Source organism: Rhodococcus sp. 14-2483-1-1 (assembly GCF_002259335.1).
Taxonomy (GTDB): domain Bacteria; phylum Actinomycetota; class Actinomycetes; order Mycobacteriales; family Mycobacteriaceae; genus Rhodococcoides.
Genome location: NZ_NPFX01000011.1, coordinates 256209 through 272178 on the forward strand (window position 1 = coordinate 256209; position 15970 = coordinate 272178).

17 protein-coding genes are annotated in these 15970 nt (G+C 64.6%); 8 read left to right on the plus strand and 9 right to left on the minus strand.

Annotation, left to right across the window (positions count from 1 at the left end):
- Window positions 1-2 precede the first annotated feature (2 nt).
- Window positions 3-1073 (minus strand): phospho-N-acetylmuramoyl-pentapeptide-transferase, encoded by a 1071-nt coding sequence (mraY, locus tag CH294_RS09980; protein WP_032379473.1) that lies wholly within the window; start codon window positions 1071-1073, stop codon window positions 3-5.
- Between the two features lie 115 nt (window positions 1074-1188).
- Entirely contained in the window at window positions 1189-2013 is an 825-nt protein-coding gene (locus CH294_RS09985; protein WP_249305198.1) for a helix-turn-helix transcriptional regulator, read from the minus strand.
- A 51-nt stretch (window positions 2014-2064) separates the two neighbouring features.
- On the opposite strand from CH294_RS09985, the gene CH294_RS09990 reads away from it, so the two are divergent.
- Together CH294_RS09990 and CH294_RS09995 are read left to right on the plus strand one after the other, a co-directional pair.
- A complete protein-coding gene (locus tag CH294_RS09990) occupies window positions 2065-2442 on the plus strand; it encodes a VOC family protein (protein WP_037152224.1) in 378 nt (125 codons plus the stop codon).
- Between the two features lie 19 nt (window positions 2443-2461).
- Window positions 2462-2848 (plus strand): VOC family protein, encoded by a 387-nt coding sequence (locus CH294_RS09995; protein WP_032401617.1) that lies wholly within the window; start codon window positions 2462-2464, stop codon window positions 2846-2848.
- Between the two features lie 4 nt (window positions 2849-2852).
- Here CH294_RS09995 and CH294_RS10000 read toward each other — a convergent pair whose 3' ends face one another.
- The 4 genes from CH294_RS10000 to CH294_RS10015 all read right to left on the minus strand — a co-directional run bounded on the left by CH294_RS10000 (window position 2853) and on the right by CH294_RS10015 (window position 4855).
- Window positions 2853-3245 carry a VOC family protein gene (locus CH294_RS10000; RefSeq protein WP_032401616.1) on the minus strand — a complete coding sequence of 131 codons (393 nt, stop codon included), beginning with the start codon at window positions 3243-3245 and terminating at the stop codon, window positions 2853-2855.
- Window positions 3242-3763 carry a DUF664 domain-containing protein gene (locus tag CH294_RS10005; protein WP_094737798.1) on the minus strand — a complete coding sequence of 174 codons (522 nt, stop codon included), beginning with the start codon at window positions 3761-3763 and terminating at the stop codon, window positions 3242-3244. Before CH294_RS10005 ends, CH294_RS10000 begins: the two co-directional genes overlap by 4 nt.
- Window positions 3764-3796: 33 nt before the next feature.
- Entirely contained in the window at window positions 3797-4150 is a 354-nt protein-coding gene (locus CH294_RS10010; RefSeq protein WP_032401614.1) for a PLD nuclease N-terminal domain-containing protein, read from the minus strand.
- 87 nt (window positions 4151-4237) lie between these two features.
- Window positions 4238-4855, minus strand: a complete 618-nt coding sequence (locus CH294_RS10015; RefSeq protein WP_094703407.1) for a LysE/ArgO family amino acid transporter — start codon at window positions 4853-4855, stop codon at window positions 4238-4240.
- A gap of 75 nt (window positions 4856-4930) precedes the next feature.
- Here CH294_RS10015 and CH294_RS10020 point away from each other — a divergent pair, with 75 nt between their 5' ends.
- On the plus strand, window positions 4931-5785 hold the full coding sequence (locus tag CH294_RS10020; protein ID WP_094737799.1) for a LysR family transcriptional regulator ArgP: 855 nt from the start codon (window positions 4931-4933) through the stop codon (window positions 5783-5785).
- A gap of 1 nt (window position 5786) precedes the next feature.
- Here the strand turns inward: CH294_RS10020 and CH294_RS10025 are convergent, their stop codons facing one another.
- Together CH294_RS10025 and lat are read right to left on the minus strand one after the other, a co-directional pair.
- Entirely contained in the window at window positions 5787-6191 is a 405-nt protein-coding gene (locus tag CH294_RS10025) for a hypothetical protein (RefSeq protein ID WP_094737800.1), read from the minus strand.
- Window positions 6192-6259: 68 nt separating this feature from the next.
- Window positions 6260-7588 carry an L-lysine 6-transaminase gene (gene lat, locus CH294_RS10030; RefSeq protein ID WP_037152237.1) on the minus strand — a complete coding sequence of 443 codons (1329 nt, stop codon included), beginning with the start codon at window positions 7586-7588 and terminating at the stop codon, window positions 6260-6262.
- A gap of 124 nt (window positions 7589-7712) precedes the next feature.
- On the opposite strand from lat, the gene CH294_RS10035 reads away from it, so the two are divergent.
- Window positions 7713-9248: an aldehyde dehydrogenase family protein gene (locus CH294_RS10035; protein ID WP_094737801.1), complete on the plus strand. Its 1536-nt coding sequence runs from the start codon at window positions 7713-7715 to the stop codon at window positions 9246-9248.
- Window positions 9249-9264: 16 nt separating this feature from the next.
- Window positions 9265-10497 (plus strand): hypothetical protein, encoded by a 1233-nt coding sequence (locus tag CH294_RS10040; protein WP_141216479.1) that lies wholly within the window; start codon window positions 9265-9267, stop codon window positions 10495-10497.
- A 22-nt stretch (window positions 10498-10519) separates the two neighbouring features.
- Here CH294_RS10040 and CH294_RS10045 read toward each other — a convergent pair whose 3' ends face one another.
- Window positions 10520-12205, minus strand: coding sequence for a cutinase family protein (locus CH294_RS10045; protein WP_249305200.1), 1686 nt, complete (start codon window positions 12203-12205; stop codon window positions 10520-10522).
- A gap of 124 nt (window positions 12206-12329) precedes the next feature.
- Here CH294_RS10045 and CH294_RS10050 point away from each other — a divergent pair, with 124 nt between their 5' ends.
- From CH294_RS10050 to CH294_RS10060, 3 genes are read left to right on the plus strand one after another with little or no spacing between them, the layout of a single operon-like run.
- Window positions 12330-12842 carry a GNAT family N-acetyltransferase gene (locus tag CH294_RS10050; RefSeq protein WP_249305202.1) on the plus strand — a complete coding sequence of 171 codons (513 nt, stop codon included), beginning with the start codon at window positions 12330-12332 and terminating at the stop codon, window positions 12840-12842.
- Between the two features lie 26 nt (window positions 12843-12868).
- On the plus strand, window positions 12869-13747 hold the full coding sequence (locus tag CH294_RS10055; protein ID WP_094737804.1) for a hypothetical protein: 879 nt from the start codon (window positions 12869-12871) through the stop codon (window positions 13745-13747).
- Window positions 13744-15930, plus strand: coding sequence for a heavy metal translocating P-type ATPase (locus tag CH294_RS10060; RefSeq protein WP_094737805.1), 2187 nt, complete (start codon window positions 13744-13746; stop codon window positions 15928-15930). The genes CH294_RS10055 and CH294_RS10060 overlap by 4 nt, the downstream gene beginning before the upstream one ends.
- Window positions 15931-15970: the final 40 nt, after the last annotated feature.

Genomic DNA, 15970 nt, shown 5'->3' on the forward strand with positions numbered 1-15970 from the left:
GGTCAGCCGACGGCCGCGAGGAATTCGCTGTAGAACAACCCGAGCCCCAATGCCGACGCGATCGCGGCGAAGAGCCAGAACCGGATGATGACCGTCGTCTCCGCCCAGCCGCCCAACTCGAAGTGGTGGTGAATCGGCGCTATTCGGAACGGCCGCTTGCCGGTGCTCTTGAACGAGGCGACCTGAATGACAACCGACGCAGCTTCGGCTACGAACAGAGCTCCGAAGACGACGGCGATCAGCTCGGTTTTGCTCACGATCGACAGGCCTGCGAGCAGTCCACCGAGGGCGAGCGAACCGGTGTCGCCCATGAAGATCTTGGCCGGGGCGGCGTTCCACCACAGGAAGCCGATACAGGCACCTGCAGCGGCGGCGCAGACGACGGCGAGGTCGAGTGGATCGCGCACCTGGTAGCACCCGGCAACGGAGTTGGTTGCGCACGACTGCCGGTACTGCCAGAACGTCATCACGGTGTACGCGCCGAGGACGAGGGTCATCGATCCTGCCGCCAAACCGTCGAGCCCGTCGGTGAGGTTGACCGCGTTGGACCACGCGACGATGAGGAATACACAGAACAGCACAAAAACGATAGGGGCCATCGTGAAGAACGTCGATTGGCGCACCAGCGAGAGTTCGACGTTGCCCGGCGTCAGCCCGTTCCCATTGCGGAACTGCAGCGCCAACACTGCGAAGATCACCGCTGCACTGATCTGCCCGACGTACTTGCCGGTTGCCTTGAGGCCGAGGCTCCGTTTCATGCGGACCTTGATGTAGTCGTCGAGAAAACCGACGACGCCGAGAGCAGTCGTGAGACCGAGGATCAACAGGGCAGACGCCGATGGGCCGTCGCCGCCCATCGCCACGAGGTGGGAGCCGAGATAGCCGGCCCACAGACCGACGATGATCGCGACGCCGCCCATCGTCGGCGTCCCTCGCTTGGCTTGGTGACTTGCCGGGCCCTCGACGCGAATCTCCTGGCCGAAGCCCTGCCGGGTGAACAGCGCGATGAGAAACGGCGTCAACAGAATCGAGACCGCCAACGCGATACCACCGGCAACAAGAATGTTGATCATGCGTTGGAGCCCACTCTTCCTCTGTGCTGCTGTTTCCCGCCCAGTGCTACCGAGCACCGCGGGATACTGTGCCAAACGAATCGGCAAAAGTCCCAATGCGTGACGAAGGCGTTACTCACAGTTGATACGAACTCGGTGGCATTCCCACCAGTTCGGTGAACTCGCGGGTGAAGTGCGCCTGGTCGAACCAGCCGTATCGCGCCGCAAGGTCTGCCAGGGGACCCGAGTAGCCGCCGTCGAGCTCACTGAGAGCATCGTGAATGCGATACCGGCCGAGAACCCACTTGGGCGTCGCTCCGACATAACGCTCGAACAGCCGCTGGAGTCGCCGAGTGCCTATCCCGCACCGCTCTTCCACCTGGGCGACACGAATCAGCGTCCGATCGCCCAGCATGGTCCCGATGATGGCCAGAACGACCTCGAACTCCGGCTCGACGTCCGGTGCATAGGGCGCGAGAACCGCATCGACGACGGTTCGGCAGTGGTTGGCGTCCAGATGTCCGCCCAGTTCCGCCAAGGCCTCGACTGCGTCGGCACGGAACGGGGTGGGCGGAGCTACGTGGACGTCGCGCAGGGTACGAGCCACCGTTCCCGTGAAGGCCGCGTAGCCGCCCGGCCGGAACTTGATGCCGAACACCCAACCGGATTCGGCGAGCACGACGTCGAAGCGGCGGGTGAGCACCCCCGTCACCACCACGGGTTCGACGACGCCTTCTCTGGTCCAGCCGTGTTCGACGCTGAGCGTGCAGGCCGGGTGCGGGAGCGTCGAACTGCGGTACGAGGTGCCGGACGGCAGATTCCACCGAAGCTGCCAGTAGTTCTCGACCCACGGTTCCAACGCCGCCGCACACGGCAGCCGTACCAGGTCGACGTACTGTGCCAGCTGATCCGGCCGCAGGACGCCGGACTGGGTGGCTGTCGCGTTTTTCCTATCCGGCACGGGCGTCAGTGTAGGAGTCTGGTCCGACACCCGCTGTCGAGGAGGAACACCATGACCGAGACACCCGTGGCCACGCTGAAGATGGTCACCCTGGACTGTGCAGACCCTGCGGCCAACGCGACATTCTGGTCGTCGTTGTTGGGCTGGAGCGTCGTACATTCGGAGCAGGAGTACGCAATGCTGCAGGGTCCGAGCAGTGCACTCGGATTCGGTCGCGTCGACGACTACCAGCCGCCGCCGTGGCCCAATGCGAACGGCAGCAAACAGTTTCACTTCGATCTTGCAGTCGATGACCTCGACGCCGCGGCGACGGCCGCCGTGAAACTCGGGGCGACGCTGCCCGACGACCAGCCGGGTGAGACCTGGCGCGTGCTGCTGGACCCGGCAGGCCATCCTTTCTGCCTGACAAAAGCCGCGAACTGGGGCTGACGCGGTTAGCCTTGGCGTCGTGAAACCACGTCTGGCAGGAATCGAAATCGTCGTCGCCGATATGGCTGCCGCACTGGCGTTCTATCGCGTTCTGGGACTGGATATTCCGGCCGACGCCGATGCCGAGCAACATGTGGAGGTCGACCTCGGCGGCGTTCGACTGTTGTTCGATCTCCCCTCCACGATCACCTCCTTCGACCCGACGTGGACGCCGCCCAGCGGCGGTCATCGCGTAGCGCTCGCCTTCGATTGCGGTTCGGCCGCCGGAGTGGACGCGGCGTGGGCAGCGGTGACCGAGGCGGGGTACACCGGCCACCTGCAGCCGTGGGATGCGTTCTGGGGGCAGCGTTATGCCGTCGTGCACGATCCCGACGGCACCACCGTCGATCTGTACGCGAACGTCTGAGTTGTCAGCTCGCCGGAGCGATGATCTGAATCAGGTTTCCACAGGTGTCGTCGAACACCGCAGTGATCACCGGGCCCATCTCGGTGGGCTGCTGAGTGAACCGAACGCCGAGGCCGATGAGCCGATCGTATTCTGCTGCAACACTGTCCACCGCGAACTGCGTGAACGGGATGCCGTCTGCGAAGAGTGCATCCTTGAACGGTGCGGTTGCAGGATGACCGCTGGGCTCGAGCAGCAACTCGGTGCCTTCCGGATCCTGCGGTGAGACGACCGTGAGCCAACGATCGGGGCCACCCATGGCTACATCGTGTTTGACGACGAAGCCCAGTACCTCGGTGTAGAACGTCAGCGCCTTGCTCTGATCGTCGACGAAGACGCTGGTGATGTTGATTCTCATGCCGGTCCCTCACCTCTCGGCCCGCCGGCCAGTTCGACAGCGACGTCGAGGTGGCCGAGATGACGGGCGTATTCCTGGAGTACATGAAAGCAGATCCAGATCAGAGTCGGCCTCTCATCGGTGAATCGCCCACCGAGCGTGGCCAATTCGTCCATCCGGTGTGTGCTCAGTACTTCCTCGGTGAGACAGGCACCGACCTCGAGCCTGGTCAGCAGGGTCTCGGCGTCCACGTCGGCCGGCACATGCCATGAGCCGTCCTTCTCGTCACCCCACGGCGCGTCGACCGCCCTGCCGAGAAATCCCCAGACGAACCAGCGCTGCTCCATGTGCACCAGATGGGTCAGCATCTGCAGCGGGGTCCACTCCGAGGGAACGGCTGTGGTGGTCAGGGAATCGCCGCTCAGGGCAGTGATTCGTCGAACCAGCTCGCTGCGATAGAAGCGTAGGTACTCGCGAAACAGGTCGGCGGGATCGGACAGGGCGGAACTCGGTTCGGGAAACGTCGTCAGCTTGGCCATGGTGTTATTCCGCGTGCACTGTGGGCCGCTGGCTCATTCGCTCTTGCGCTGTTCGCGGGCGATGCGACGCTGTTCCTCGGCGCGGGCGCGGCAGCGGCGGAGGAACTCCTCGTCGCTTTCCTGCGACTGGGCGACGGCCCGGCCGGGTTTGGCGTCGTACTCGGGGTATGCCGACGCGGTGCGCGGTGCACCGCTGCCACCCCAGATGCCGCCGCCTTCGGGTCTTCCCACGACGAGCCATGCGATCGAGCCGGCCAACGGCAGGACGATGACGAGTAGTAGCCACACCATTTTGGGGAGGTGGCGGATGCCGGAGTCGTCGGCGGTGATGACGTCGATCAGACAGAAGATTGCCATCAGCATGATCAACAGGCCGAGGTACGGCACGGGAGTCCTCCAGGGTTTTCGAGACCGTGCGGTCGGTCTACCGCGACTATCAGATCACTCGTTGTACCGCGGATCAAGTGTCCAGGTTCAGCCGAACACCAACAGTGCCGCCAGGGTCAGCATCATGATCCCGATCCCGAGGTCGAGGATTCGCCAGGCCAACGGTCGCGCGAACAGCGGACTGAGCACCCTCGATCCGTATCCCAGGGCGGTGAACCACAGCACGCTGCCCAGCATCGCGCCGACGGCGAACCACCAACGCAGGTCTCCTGGCTGACGGTTGCCGATGGAACCGAGGAACACCACGGTGTCGAGATAGACGTGCGGGTTGAGCCAGGTCAGCGCCAGGCAGGTGGCGAGGGCCGCGATCAGTGAACCGCCACCGGTCGTCTCGGTCGTCATCGTCGAGGGAGTGCGCGCTCGATTGAGTGCCATCAGTCCGTAGACGAGGAGGAACAAGGCACCGAGCACGGTCACGACGCGCAGAGCGACGGGGAAGCGGTCGACGAGTACCCCGATGCCGGCCACCCCGGCCAGAATCAGTACCGCGTCGGACAGGGCGCACACCGCCACCACCGGCAACACATGGGTGCGTTGCAGGCCCTTGCGCAGCACGAACGCGTTCTGCGCGCCGATGGCGACGATGAGCGAGAGCCCGACGCCCAATCCGGTGAGCGTCGATTGTGCGGCGGCAAGCGATGTCATGACTGCAACGCTAGGAGGAAGCCACAGTTAGGTCCAGCGAATGTTTTTCAGTATTGATTAGAGTACCTTCATACGATGGAGATCGAGCAGCTCAGAGCCCTGAAAGCCGTGGTCGACGGCGGAACGTTCGAGGCTGCGGCTCGGGCGCTGCACGTGACGCCGTCGGCGGTAAGCCAGCGAATCAAGTCGCTCGAGCAGTCGTTGGGGCGAACATTGGTGCAGCGAAGCAAACCTGTGGTGGCCACTCAATCCGGCATTGCAGTACTGCGTCTGGCTCGCCAGATCGATACCTTGACCGACCAGACTCGGGCCGAACTGAACGACGACGGAATCGCCGCTCCTGTCTCCCTTGCCGTCAATGCGGATTCGATGGCGACCTGGGTACTGCCTGTGCTCGCGCCACTGGCGTCCCACACGACCTTCGACCTGCATCGGCAAGATCAGGATCGTACCGCTCAACTGCTGCACGACGGGATCGTTTCCGCCGCAATAACATCGGTGGCCGATCCGGTTCGGGGCTGTACCGTTCGACGCCTCGGTGCGATGCGCTACCGGCCGTCGGCCACCCCGGAATTCGTCGAACGATGGTTCTCTGCAGGGGTCACGGCCGTGACGCTACGTGCCGCCCCGGTGGTGGTCTTCGACGCCGACGACCGGTTGCAGGACAACTACTTACAGCGTTTCGGTGTCGGACCGCACGAGCCGCCGCGTCATCTGGTGCCGGCGTCCGCGGACTACGCGCGGGCCGTCGACCTCGGCTTCGGATGGGGCATGATCCCCGACCTTCAGGCCCGTGACTCGCTGAAGTGCTTCGACGACAACGGAATCGACGACGTGCTGCTGTACTGGCAGCAGTGGTCGCTGTCTTCGCCCGCACTCCAGCGAGCAGCAGACGCCGTGGCAGCAGGTGCTGCGAGGATGCTGCTGTAGCTCAGGTCGGGTCGTCGTTCGGCACGATCTCGGGCAGTCCGTCGCCGACGGGATCGAGAACGGCCGCCGATCGGGCACCCCACCGCTCGTGCGCGGACTGCCGCGACATGCCGACAGCAGTGCCGATGGTCGCCCACGTTGCACCCTGAACCCGCAGCACCACAACGGTTTCGAGGCCATCGAGTCCCGCCGCCAGTTGGACACGAAGGCTCAACAGATGCCACGCGAGGCTGCGTCGTGCGGGCAGGTCGCTCGATTGCTCGGCATCCCATTCCGGTGTTCCAGGCAGGGGACCTGTGCCGATGATCTCGTCGGCAACCCGTCCGGCCTCGATGGCCGCTGCTGTCACGACTGCCCGCGTTGCAGCAGAGATATCCGCCTCGATGGCGAGGGTGATGGGATCCATGATCGACCTCCTGTGTCAGGAACAGCCTGACAACAGGAGGTCGGTTTGTCAAGATTTACCTGACAACGTCAGAGAATGCTCAGCACCCGATCGATGGACTGGACGGCCTGGGTCAGCTCGGCTTCGGTGATCGTCAGTGCGGGGCGGAATCGCACCGCGGTGTCGCCGCAGCCGAGGGCGAGGACGTGTTCCTCGGTACGCAAGAGCTCGATCACTCGGTCGCGAGTTGCGGCGTCGGGCAGGGAGAAGGCGCACATCAGACCGCGTCCGCGGACCTCGGAGACCACGGTGTGTCGTGTTGCCAACTCCTCCAGCATGGTCAGCAGCACTACCCCGAGCTTGCCGGCGCGGTCGATGAGTTTCTCGGACTCGACCACTTCCAGGATTCGACGCGACCGCACCATGTCGGTGAGATTGCCACCCCACGTCGAATTGATGCGAGAGCTGACGGCGAAGACGTTGTCGTCGATGTCGTCGACACGGCCGCCGGCCATGACGCCGCAGACCTGCACCTTCTTGCCGAAGGCGACGATATCCGGAACGACGTCGAGCTGCTGGAAAGCCCATGCTGTACCGGTCATTCCGGCACCGGTCTGAACTTCGTCCATGACGAACAAGGCGTCGAACTCGTGGCAGAGGTCTCGCAACTTCTGTAGGAAGCGGGGCCGGAAGTGGTGATCTCCGCCCTCGCCCTGGATGGGTTCGATGATGGCGCAGGCAATGTCGTGCGGGTTGGCCTCGAAGGCCAGGCGGGCTGCCGCCAACGACGCGTTCTCGAGTTCGTCCATGTTGGCGTCGGATCTGATGAACGGGGACGGGATTCGCGGCCAGTCGAACTTCGGGAAGCGAGCGACCTTGTTCGGATCGGTGTTGGTGAGCGACATCGTGTAACCCGAGCGGCCGTGGAACGCGTGCTCGAAGTGCATCACTTGCGAGCCCAGCGAAGGATCGATGCCGTGCCCCTCGTTCCAGCGTGACTTCCAGTCGAACGCCACCTTCAACGCGTTCTCCACCGCCAGTGCACCGCCTTCGACGAAGAACAGGTGTGGCAATCGATCGTCACCGAGTACACGAGCGAACGTGTCGACGAATCGGGCCATGGGCACGGTGTAGATGTCGGAGTTGCTGGGCTTGTTCATCGCCGCCTGCATCAGATCCGCCCGGAACTCGGGGTCGTCGATCAGGGCCGGATGGTTCATGCCCAGGGCGTTGGACGCGAAGAACGTGAACAGGTCCAGGTAGCGGGTGCCGTCCCTGGCGTCGACCAGGGTGGAACCGGTAGAGGCATCGAGGTCGAGAACCAGCTCGAAACCGTCGGCCAGTAGGTGTTCACCGATCACGTCGCGAACGTTGGAGGCGTCGATCGTCACTCCGGTGCGCTGTAATACTTGCGTCATGACGTCGAAGATACGCGTTAATATTCCGTAATCAAGCCCAATACGCAGGAAATTATACGGTTGTGACCCTCATCGGTAGGCTGATCTCCGACGGTTCGGTTCTCTTCACGGAAGGTGTACGCGCATGTCTGCATCCATCACCCACGACGAGTTGAGTGTGCGCACTCGCGCCATCCTCGACCGGCTGGGTGCGACGATCGCGCTCGACGCTCCCGCTGGACCCGACGCGATCGTCGCGCGCTCGCCCATCACCGGCGGAAACCTGGCGTCGCTGGCGTCCGCATCCGCAGCCGACGTCGAGAGCGTCATCGCCGACGCGCACACCGCGTTCGTGTCGTGGTCGCAGGTGCCTGCCCCGGTACGGGGTCAGGTGATCCGCGAACTGGGCGAACTACTGCGGGTGCACAAGGATGATCTGGGCGCGCTGGTGTCGATCGAGGCCGGAAAGATCGTCTCCGAGGGCCTCGGTGAGGTGCAGGAGATGATCGACATCTGCGACTTCGCCGTCGGACTCTCACGTCAGCTCTACGGCAACACCATTGCCACCGAGCGGCCCGGGCACCGCATGATGGAACAGTGGCACCCGCTCGGAGTCGTCGGCGTCATCACCGCCTTCAATTTCCCTGTTGCGGTGTGGAGTTGGAATACCGCTCTCGCGCTCGTCGCGGGCGATACAGTCATCTGGAAGCCGTCGGAGAAGACTCCGTTGACTGCCGTCGGAGTGCAGGCACTGTTCGAGCGTGCTGCCGCTGCGGCAGGCGTGGACCCCAAGATCGCGCAGTTGGTGGTCGGTGGCCGCGCATCCGGCGAAGCGCTGGTGGACGATTCACGCGTCGCACTGGTGTCGGCTACCGGTTCGACGAGAATGGGCCGGGCCGTGGCCCCGCGGGTTGCCGAACGATTCGGCCGGGTGTTGCTCGAACTCGGCGGCAACAACGCGGCGATCGTGACGCCGTCGGCCGATCTCGATCTGACGACGCGCGGACTGGTGTTCTCGGCCGCCGGCACGGCAGGTCAGCGCTGCACCTCGCTTCGACGCGTCATCGTGCACGCCTCGGTCGCGGACGAACTGGTCGGCAAGCTGGTTGCGGCGTACGAGACGCTGTCGATCGGATCTCCTTTGGCCAGTGACACTTTGGTGGGCCCGCTCATCGATGCTGGTGCCTTCTCGGGTTATCGGAAAGCCCTCGAGACCGCAGTGTCCGACGGCGGAACCGTGGTGGTCGGCGGCGAGCGGGTGAACGTGGTCGACGAGTACTCGTTCTATGTTCAGCCCGCGATCGTGACGATGCCCGCGCAGACCGACATCGTCAAGCACGAGACCTTCGCGCCCATCCTGTACGTCATGACGTACGAGACCCTCGACGAGGCGATCGCCTTGCACAACGATGTGCCGCAGGGACTTTCGTCGTCGATCTTCACCACCGACCTGCGTGAAGCGGAGCGCTTCCTGTCTGCCGCCGGTTCGGACTGCGGCATCGCGAACGTCAACATCGGACCCTCCGGCGCAGAGATCGGAGGTGCCTTCGGTGGTGAGAAGGAAACCGGCGGCGGACGCGAATCCGGTTCCGACGCATGGAAGGCCTACATGCGCCGCGCGACCAACACCGTCAACTACTCCAACGAACTGCCCCTGGCGCAGGGAGTGAAATTCGGCTGACGGCATGATCGGCAGTATGAAAGTACTGTCGATGCTCCTGGCCGGTTTTGTCGTCGGCTATGCCATCAGTGACATCGGCCCGCTCGATTCCCTGTTGAGCGCCACCGCAGAATTCCGTTCGTTCTGGGCAATTGTCAACGGGCTGACCGTCGTTGCGATTTCTGCCTGCGTGGTCTCGGTCGCGCTGGCGCGTGCGAGCGCACGCGCCTCGATCGTCGTGGCGATCGCAGCGGTGCTCGTCATCGTGTTCCAGACCGTCGGAATGGTGACCGGAATGCTCGGCCACTGGGCCGGCGCACTGGCCACCGGTGCATTACTCGCCGCGGCTGCAGTGTTGGCCGGGCGGCAACGCGCTGCACAGGCCGCGTTGGCAGTTGCCGTCCTCGGTGCCGGTCTGCTCGGTGGTGCACTGGATGCGCTGTTGGAGGCGAACGACGGTCCCGTGTTCGTCTGGGATGTGGTCGGTGCCGAGGACGACGTGAGCCCGCAGCGGGCGATAGTGATGGTGATCGTCGCGTCGGGCACGGCTGTTGCTCTGTTCCTGGCGCACCGCCGCGAGGAGCTACAGCCGTACGAGACCCGTCGAATTCTGCTGGTCGGCATTCCACTGCCCGTCGCAGCGGGAGTCCTGAGTTGGATTGCTGCAGGTCACTACAGCCGGAGCGTCGAGTGGCTCGGCGCACTCTTCGGTATGACAGTTATCGCGATGCTGGCGTCGTTCCTCCTCCCTGGTCGCGACGGTCGTCTGCTGCTGGTGCTGTTCGGGGTGTCCGCGACTGCCCTCGGGACCTTCGGGTTTGCCGCGGGAGACGTCGCTCAGTTGTGTCTGAGCGCAGCACTGTTAATCGCCGGTGCGGGGATCGGCTACCGGTGGCCGCAGTTGTATGTCGGACTGGGCGGGCTGCTCCTGATCGCTGTTGCGGGAGTTGTCGAGGGCTACTTCGAGGTGCCGACAGGAACGGAATTCATTCTGCCGTTCGTCGCCGCGTACGTGGTGGTGTCCGCTCTGACGACCTCACCGGGTTCACTGGCACTCTCGCTGCCCGCGCTGTTCACCATGACTCTGCCGGTGGTGGTGTACGCCGCGAGTTATCAGCCGGGCCTGTCTTCGGACGTTGCAGTCGCCACGCGCACAAGCGAGCCCGACCACCTGGTGTTGTCGGTGGCCGGGCTCGTGGTTGTTGCGGTGATGACGGGTGCCTGCGCGCTGTTGATGCGCAGACCCACCGTCGTGAGCGGAACTTCGTAGCGGACTACGAGTTTCCGTTCACCTACGGTGCAGGAACCGCCGCCGTCGTGGTCGGAACCGCAGTCTCGGGAGCTACTGCAGCGGGTGTCTCGGTCGTGGTGACGCAGACCGGCGGCGCTCCCTCGACGGGGGTCTCACCCTCGACGGGGACGGTGCACTCGGGGGTTGTGACCGGCTCGGACGCCGGTACTGGTGCCGGTGCTTCTGCGGCGGGTGCAGGCGCAACCGGAACCGTGGTGGTCACTACGGGACTGGTGGTGACCGGTGCGGTCGTCGTGGCCGTCGGAGTCGGCGTTGCCGAGGTGGTCGTGGGTGCCACGATCGTTTCGATCGCTGCCCGTCCGGCCTTCTCCTGAACCTCTTTGGTCTTCACCGGCTCGCCCTTGTTGGCCTGCTCTGCCAGCTGTGTCAGCCATGCCGCAGCGTACTGCACCGAGGTCAAGGGCTTGCCGTTGGCGGCATCGGCGTCACGCCAGTAATCGAAGTGGTGTCCCGATCCGGGTCCCAACGTCAGGCCGTAAGGATCGTTCATGATCACCGGAACGGTGTTCTGGTTGGACGAGATGAAGCCGGTGATCTCGCGGAAGATCTTCTGCGGCAGGTACACGAGGTCGACCATCTGACCGGTTTCGATCGGCTCCTGCTCGCCGTCGACCTTGGCCGAGACGGGAGTGGTGACGGTACCGGGCTTGTAGTTGGGCTCGGACACCTTGATCAGCACGTCGAGGAACGTCTCGTCGCTCTGCATCCAGTTGGGCTGCGAGGCGATGTCGTTGAAGGCGTTGACTGCGATGCGCCCCAGGGCCAGTGCGAGATCTGCACCGGTGGCGGGGGTGAGCTGCTCGTTCTGCAGCGCGTCGGCATTGACCTGGCGACCGACGTTGGCGGCCAAGTGAATCAGTGACGTGTTCTCCGGCAGTGCGCAGGTGAGGTCGCCGTCGGAGCAGAAGGACGCCACTCGGCCGTCGAGCGCTCCGAATCCGCCGGACGTGCCGGGCAGTGCGCCCTGTCCGGGAATTGCGGTGTTGCCGTTCTGGTACTTGGTGTCGAAGCCGTCGGGGTTGCTGAACGGGTTCTCGGCACCGGGGAAGGGGCCTTCTCCCGAGACGCGGCCGGCGTCGGCGAAGATGACGACTCCGACGACCTGCGAGGGATCGACGATTCCGTACGTGCCGTCGGCCGCGGCGACCTGGTTGCCGACCTCCATGGCGGTGCGGCGGGCGACGTCGGCACCCTCGCTGTACCCGACGATGGCGAATCGCGTCTTGGGGCAGGACGCCGTGATGGACTTCATGATGGTCTGCGAGTTGGTGACACCGGTCTGTACAGCGTTCTCGTAGCTCGACAGATCGGCGGGGTATTCGACGTACACCGCGGCGTACGAATCCGGAACAACGTTGCCGTTGTTGGGCGCGCGCACGGCCTGGTCGATCCAGTCGCTGGAGTAGTCGCCGGACATCGCGGCAGGCAGTCGTTCGCCGTCGGGTGTGGTGAGCCACTTGACGCCCTCGCGGGGCGTGTCGCCGCGGCCGCCGATGGCGATGCTGACCATGTCGTAGCACGTTGCCGTCGACACCAGTTCGATGGACGCTTCGGTAGTCGTCGACGACGTGGACCACGGTGCGGCGATGACCACTCCGGCACCGAGTGCTCCGATTGCGAACGCGCTCAAGGCAACGCGCACTCGCTTCGACTTGCCAACAATCATGTTTTCGATCCCCATCGCTCACGGCCCGACACCGAATTTCCCGACTGCAGTTGCCAGTGGGTTACCCGGCATTTCGTCCTCGGGGTCATTCGCGTTACAAAGCGGATGATTTACCGTCGTGCGCATGACAATTCACCCCCGAATGACACCGACGGAATTCGACATGACCGACGGGTCGACGTGCGTCGTGCGTGAGGCGGTTGCGTCGGACCTGGAGTCGATCGTGGCATTGCTGGTCGACGACCCGCTGGGTGTCACGCGGGAGTCCGCCGACGACATGGACGGGTATCGCGCCGCTCTCGATGACATCTCGTTGGATCCACGGAACCTCCAGGTCGTGGTGGTGGACGGTGACGAGGTGGTGGCAACACTGCAGTTGACGATCATTCCTGGGCTGGCGCGCGGGGGAGCGCTGCGGGCGCAGATCGAAGCGGTTCGAGTGGACGCTCGGTGGCGCAACCGGGGACTCGGCGGTGCGCTGATCACGTGGGCGATAGACGAGGCCGAGCGGCGGGGATGCGCTTTGGTGCAGCTGACCTCCGATGTCCGTCGCACGGCCGCGCATCGCTTCTACACCCGTCTCGGCTTCGTCGACTCCCACGTCGGCTACAAGATGCACCTCGGAACTACCGCTTAGATACCCTGGGGGGGTAGGGTAGTGCCATGAACTTCGGACGGCAGGAACTCGACGCCCCCACCAAACTCGTCGGATTCTTCGTGGGGATCGCATTTCTGTTTCTCGCGGCACTGTTCGTCGGCGACACGATCGGACCAGCGGCCCCGGCAACCGCGGCCGAGTCACACACCGGTCACGACGAGCACAACGAGGAGACATCGATTCCGGCCGGGCTCCAGGCCACCCAGGACGGCTACACCCTCGAGCTCGATCGATCCGTCGTCGAGTCCGGCCCGGCCGTACCGGTTGCCTTCACCATCCGGGGACCGGACGGGGCTGCTCTGGCCGACTACGACGACATGCACACCAAGGAACTGCACCTCATTGTCGTGCGACGCGATCTGACGGACTTCCAACACGTACATCCGATGCGTGACGCGTCGGGAACATGGTCGACGGCTCTCGATCTCACCACGCCCGGCCCGTACCGACTGTTCGCTGATTTCACGCCGGCCGGCGGCGAGAACATCACCCTCGGAGCCGAGCTGACCGTTCCCGGCGACTATCGGCCGCAGCCCCTGAGTCCACCGAATGTGACATCGAGTGTCGACGGTTACACCGTGACGCTCGCCGGTGCAGTCACCGCGGGCACGAACTCCACCGTTTCCATGACGATCGAGCAGAACGGACGCGAGGTCACCGATCTCGAGCCGTACCTCGGTGCCTACGGACATCTGGTGGCACTGCGGGCCGACGACCTGGCGTACCTGCACGTACACCCCGAAGAAGGGCCGCCGGGCCCGACGGTCGACTTCACCGTCGACGCGCCCACGGCGGGAACATATGCGCTCTATCTGGACTTCCAGCACGGGGGCATCGTGCACACAGCCGAATTCACCATCGAGGTACAGGAGGGGCAGGCATGAGCCAGGAAACAGAGCTGATCCTCGGCGGCATGACCTGTGCGTCGTGCGCCAATCGCATCGAACGCAAGCTCAACAAGCTCGACGGGGTATCGGCGACGGTCAACTATGCGACCGAGAAGGCGCGAGTCACCAGTGACGGCGTGGCCACCGAGGATCTGATCGCCGCCGTCGAAGCCGCCGGTTACACCGCCACGCTGCCTGCCGCCGAGACCGCGGACGAACTCCCTACCGATCCGCTGAAACAGCGGTTGATCGTCTCGGCCGTGCTCAGCCTTCCGGTCATCGCGATGGCGATGATCCCGGCCTTCCAGTTCACCAACTGGCAGTGGCTGTCGCTGACGCTCGCTGCTCCCGTCGTCGTGTGGGGGGCTCTACCGTTCCACCGTGCCGCGTGGACCAACCTGCGGCACGGTACCTCGACCATGGACACCCTCGTCAGCATGGGAACCCTTGCGGCGCTGGGGTGGTCGCTCTACACACTGTTCTTCGGCACCGCGGGCACACCTGGTATGACGCATCCGTTCGAGTTCACGATCGCGCGGACGGATGGCGCAGGCAATATCTACCTCGAAGCCGCGGCGGGGGTGACCACGTTCATTCTGGCGGGTCGCTGGTTCGAGAGTCGATCGAAGCGGCAGGCCGGGGCGGCGCTGCGCGCCCTCATGGACCTCGGTGCCAAGACGGTCTCCGTCCTGAAAGGTGATAAAGAACAACAGATTCCGATCGATCAGTTGGCCGTCGGAGATCTGTTCGTCGTTCGTCCGGGTGAGAAGGTAGCCACCGACGGCACCGTCGAGAGTGGGTCCTCGGCCGTCGACCGGTCGATGCTGACGGGTGAATCCGTGCCCGTGGAGGTCGGCATCGGCGACGCCGTGGTCGGTGCGACGGTCAACGTCGGTGGCCGAATCGTCGTGCGCGCAAGCCGAATCGGATCGGATACCCAGCTGGCGCAGATGGCGAAGGCAGTCGAGGATGCGCAGACGGGTAAGGCTCAGGCACAGCGCTTGGCCGATCGCATCTCCGGCATCTTCGTACCGATCGTCATCGCGATCTCGGTCGCCACGCTCGGGTTCTGGCTCGGTGCAGGCAGTTCCGCAGCCGGAGCGTTCACCGCTGCGGTCGCAGTGCTGATCATCGCGTGCCCCTGCGCGCTCGGATTGGCCACGCCCACCGCACTGATGGTCGGCACCGGCCGGGCTGCGCAACTCGGGATTCTGATCAAGGGCCCGGAGATTCTCGAATCCACCCGACGCGTGGACACCGTCGTACTGGACAAGACCGGCACCGTCACCACCGGCGAGATGACTCTGCATTCGGTGCACGTGGCCGACGGTGAGGACGAGGACGTTGTCCGTGCCGTGGCGGCAGCGTTGGAATCGGGTTCGGAGCATCCCATCGCCCGGGCCATCGCGGGTTCGACCCAGTCCACGGCTGTCGAGGAGTTCACCAGCCTCGAGGGCCTGGGGGTGCAGGGCGTCGTGGATGGGCGCGCTGCCGTCATCGGCCGTCGCACATTGCTGGCCGACTGGTCGATGCCCCTGCCGGCAGAGTTGGCCGATGCCTTCGAGACCGCCGAACACCAGGGCCGGACAGCCGTCGCGCTCGGGTGGGACGGCAAAGCCCGCGGGGTGCTGGTGGTCTCCGACTCGGTCAAGCCGACCTCGAAGCAGGCCGTCGCCGAACTGTGGGCACTCGGCCTGACTCCGGTGATGCTGACCGGAGACAACGAGGCCGCCGCCCGGACCATCGCTGCCGAGGTGGGAATCGACCAGGTCATCGCAGGCGTGTTGCCGTCGGGCAAGGTCGATGCCGTTCGAGAGTTGCAGGCGTCGGGCAAGGTCGTCGCGATGGTCGGCGACGGCATCAACGACGCGGCCGCGCTGGCTACGGCCGACCTGGGCCTCGCGATGGGGACCGGCACCGATGTGGCGATCGAGGCCAGTGATCTCACCTTGGTGCGAGGAGATCTGCGGGCCGTCGGCGATGCCATCCGGCTCTCACGTCGCACGCTGAGCACCATCAAGGGCAACCTGTTCTGGGCCTTCGCCTACAACGTCGCTGCCGTTCCGCTGGCCGCTGCGGGCCTGCTCAACCCCATGCTCGCCGGTGCCGCGATGGCGTTGTCCTCGGTGTTCGTGGTGAGCAACAGCCTGCGATTGCGGAGGTTCCGTTCGTCGATGTGACTCGTTGGTAGCAGCGAACGGCGCGCTAGTACAGGATGGA

What these genes read in the sequence shown, in the direction of transcription:
- mraY (WP_032379473.1), bottom strand. Translation starts at nt 1,073, where the DNA reads ATGATCAACATTCTTGTTGCCGGTGGTATCGCGTTGGCGGTCTCGATT.
- CH294_RS09990 (WP_037152224.1), top strand. Translation starts at nt 2,065, where the DNA reads ATGACCGAGACACCCGTGGCCACGCTGAAGATGGTCACCCTGGACTGT.
- CH294_RS10000 (WP_032401616.1), bottom strand. Translation starts at nt 3,245, where the DNA reads ATGAGAATCAACATCACCAGCGTCTTCGTCGACGATCAGAGCAAGGCG.
- CH294_RS10005 (WP_094737798.1), bottom strand. Translation starts at nt 3,763, where the DNA reads ATGGCCAAGCTGACGACGTTTCCCGAACCGAGTTCCGCCCTGTCCGAT.
- CH294_RS10015 (WP_094703407.1), bottom strand. Translation starts at nt 4,855, where the DNA reads ATGACATCGCTTGCCGCCGCACAATCGACGCTCACCGGATTGGGCGTC.
- CH294_RS10020 (WP_094737799.1), top strand. Translation starts at nt 4,931, where the DNA reads ATGGAGATCGAGCAGCTCAGAGCCCTGAAAGCCGTGGTCGACGGCGGA.
- CH294_RS10025 (WP_094737800.1), bottom strand. Translation starts at nt 6,191, where the DNA reads ATGGATCCCATCACCCTCGCCATCGAGGCGGATATCTCTGCTGCAACG.
- lat (WP_037152237.1), bottom strand. Translation starts at nt 7,588, where the DNA reads ATGACGCAAGTATTACAGCGCACCGGAGTGACGATCGACGCCTCCAAC.
- CH294_RS10035 (WP_094737801.1), top strand. Translation starts at nt 7,713, where the DNA reads ATGTCTGCATCCATCACCCACGACGAGTTGAGTGTGCGCACTCGCGCC.
- CH294_RS10040 (WP_141216479.1), top strand. Translation starts at nt 9,265, where the DNA reads ATGAAAGTACTGTCGATGCTCCTGGCCGGTTTTGTCGTCGGCTATGCC.
- CH294_RS10045 (WP_249305200.1), bottom strand. Translation starts at nt 12,205, where the DNA reads ATGATTGTTGGCAAGTCGAAGCGAGTGCGCGTTGCCTTGAGCGCGTTC.
- CH294_RS10050 (WP_249305202.1), top strand. Translation starts at nt 12,330, where the DNA reads ATGACAATTCACCCCCGAATGACACCGACGGAATTCGACATGACCGAC.
- CH294_RS10055 (WP_094737804.1), top strand. Translation starts at nt 12,869, where the DNA reads ATGAACTTCGGACGGCAGGAACTCGACGCCCCCACCAAACTCGTCGGA.
- CH294_RS10060 (WP_094737805.1), top strand. Translation starts at nt 13,744, where the DNA reads ATGAGCCAGGAAACAGAGCTGATCCTCGGCGGCATGACCTGTGCGTCG.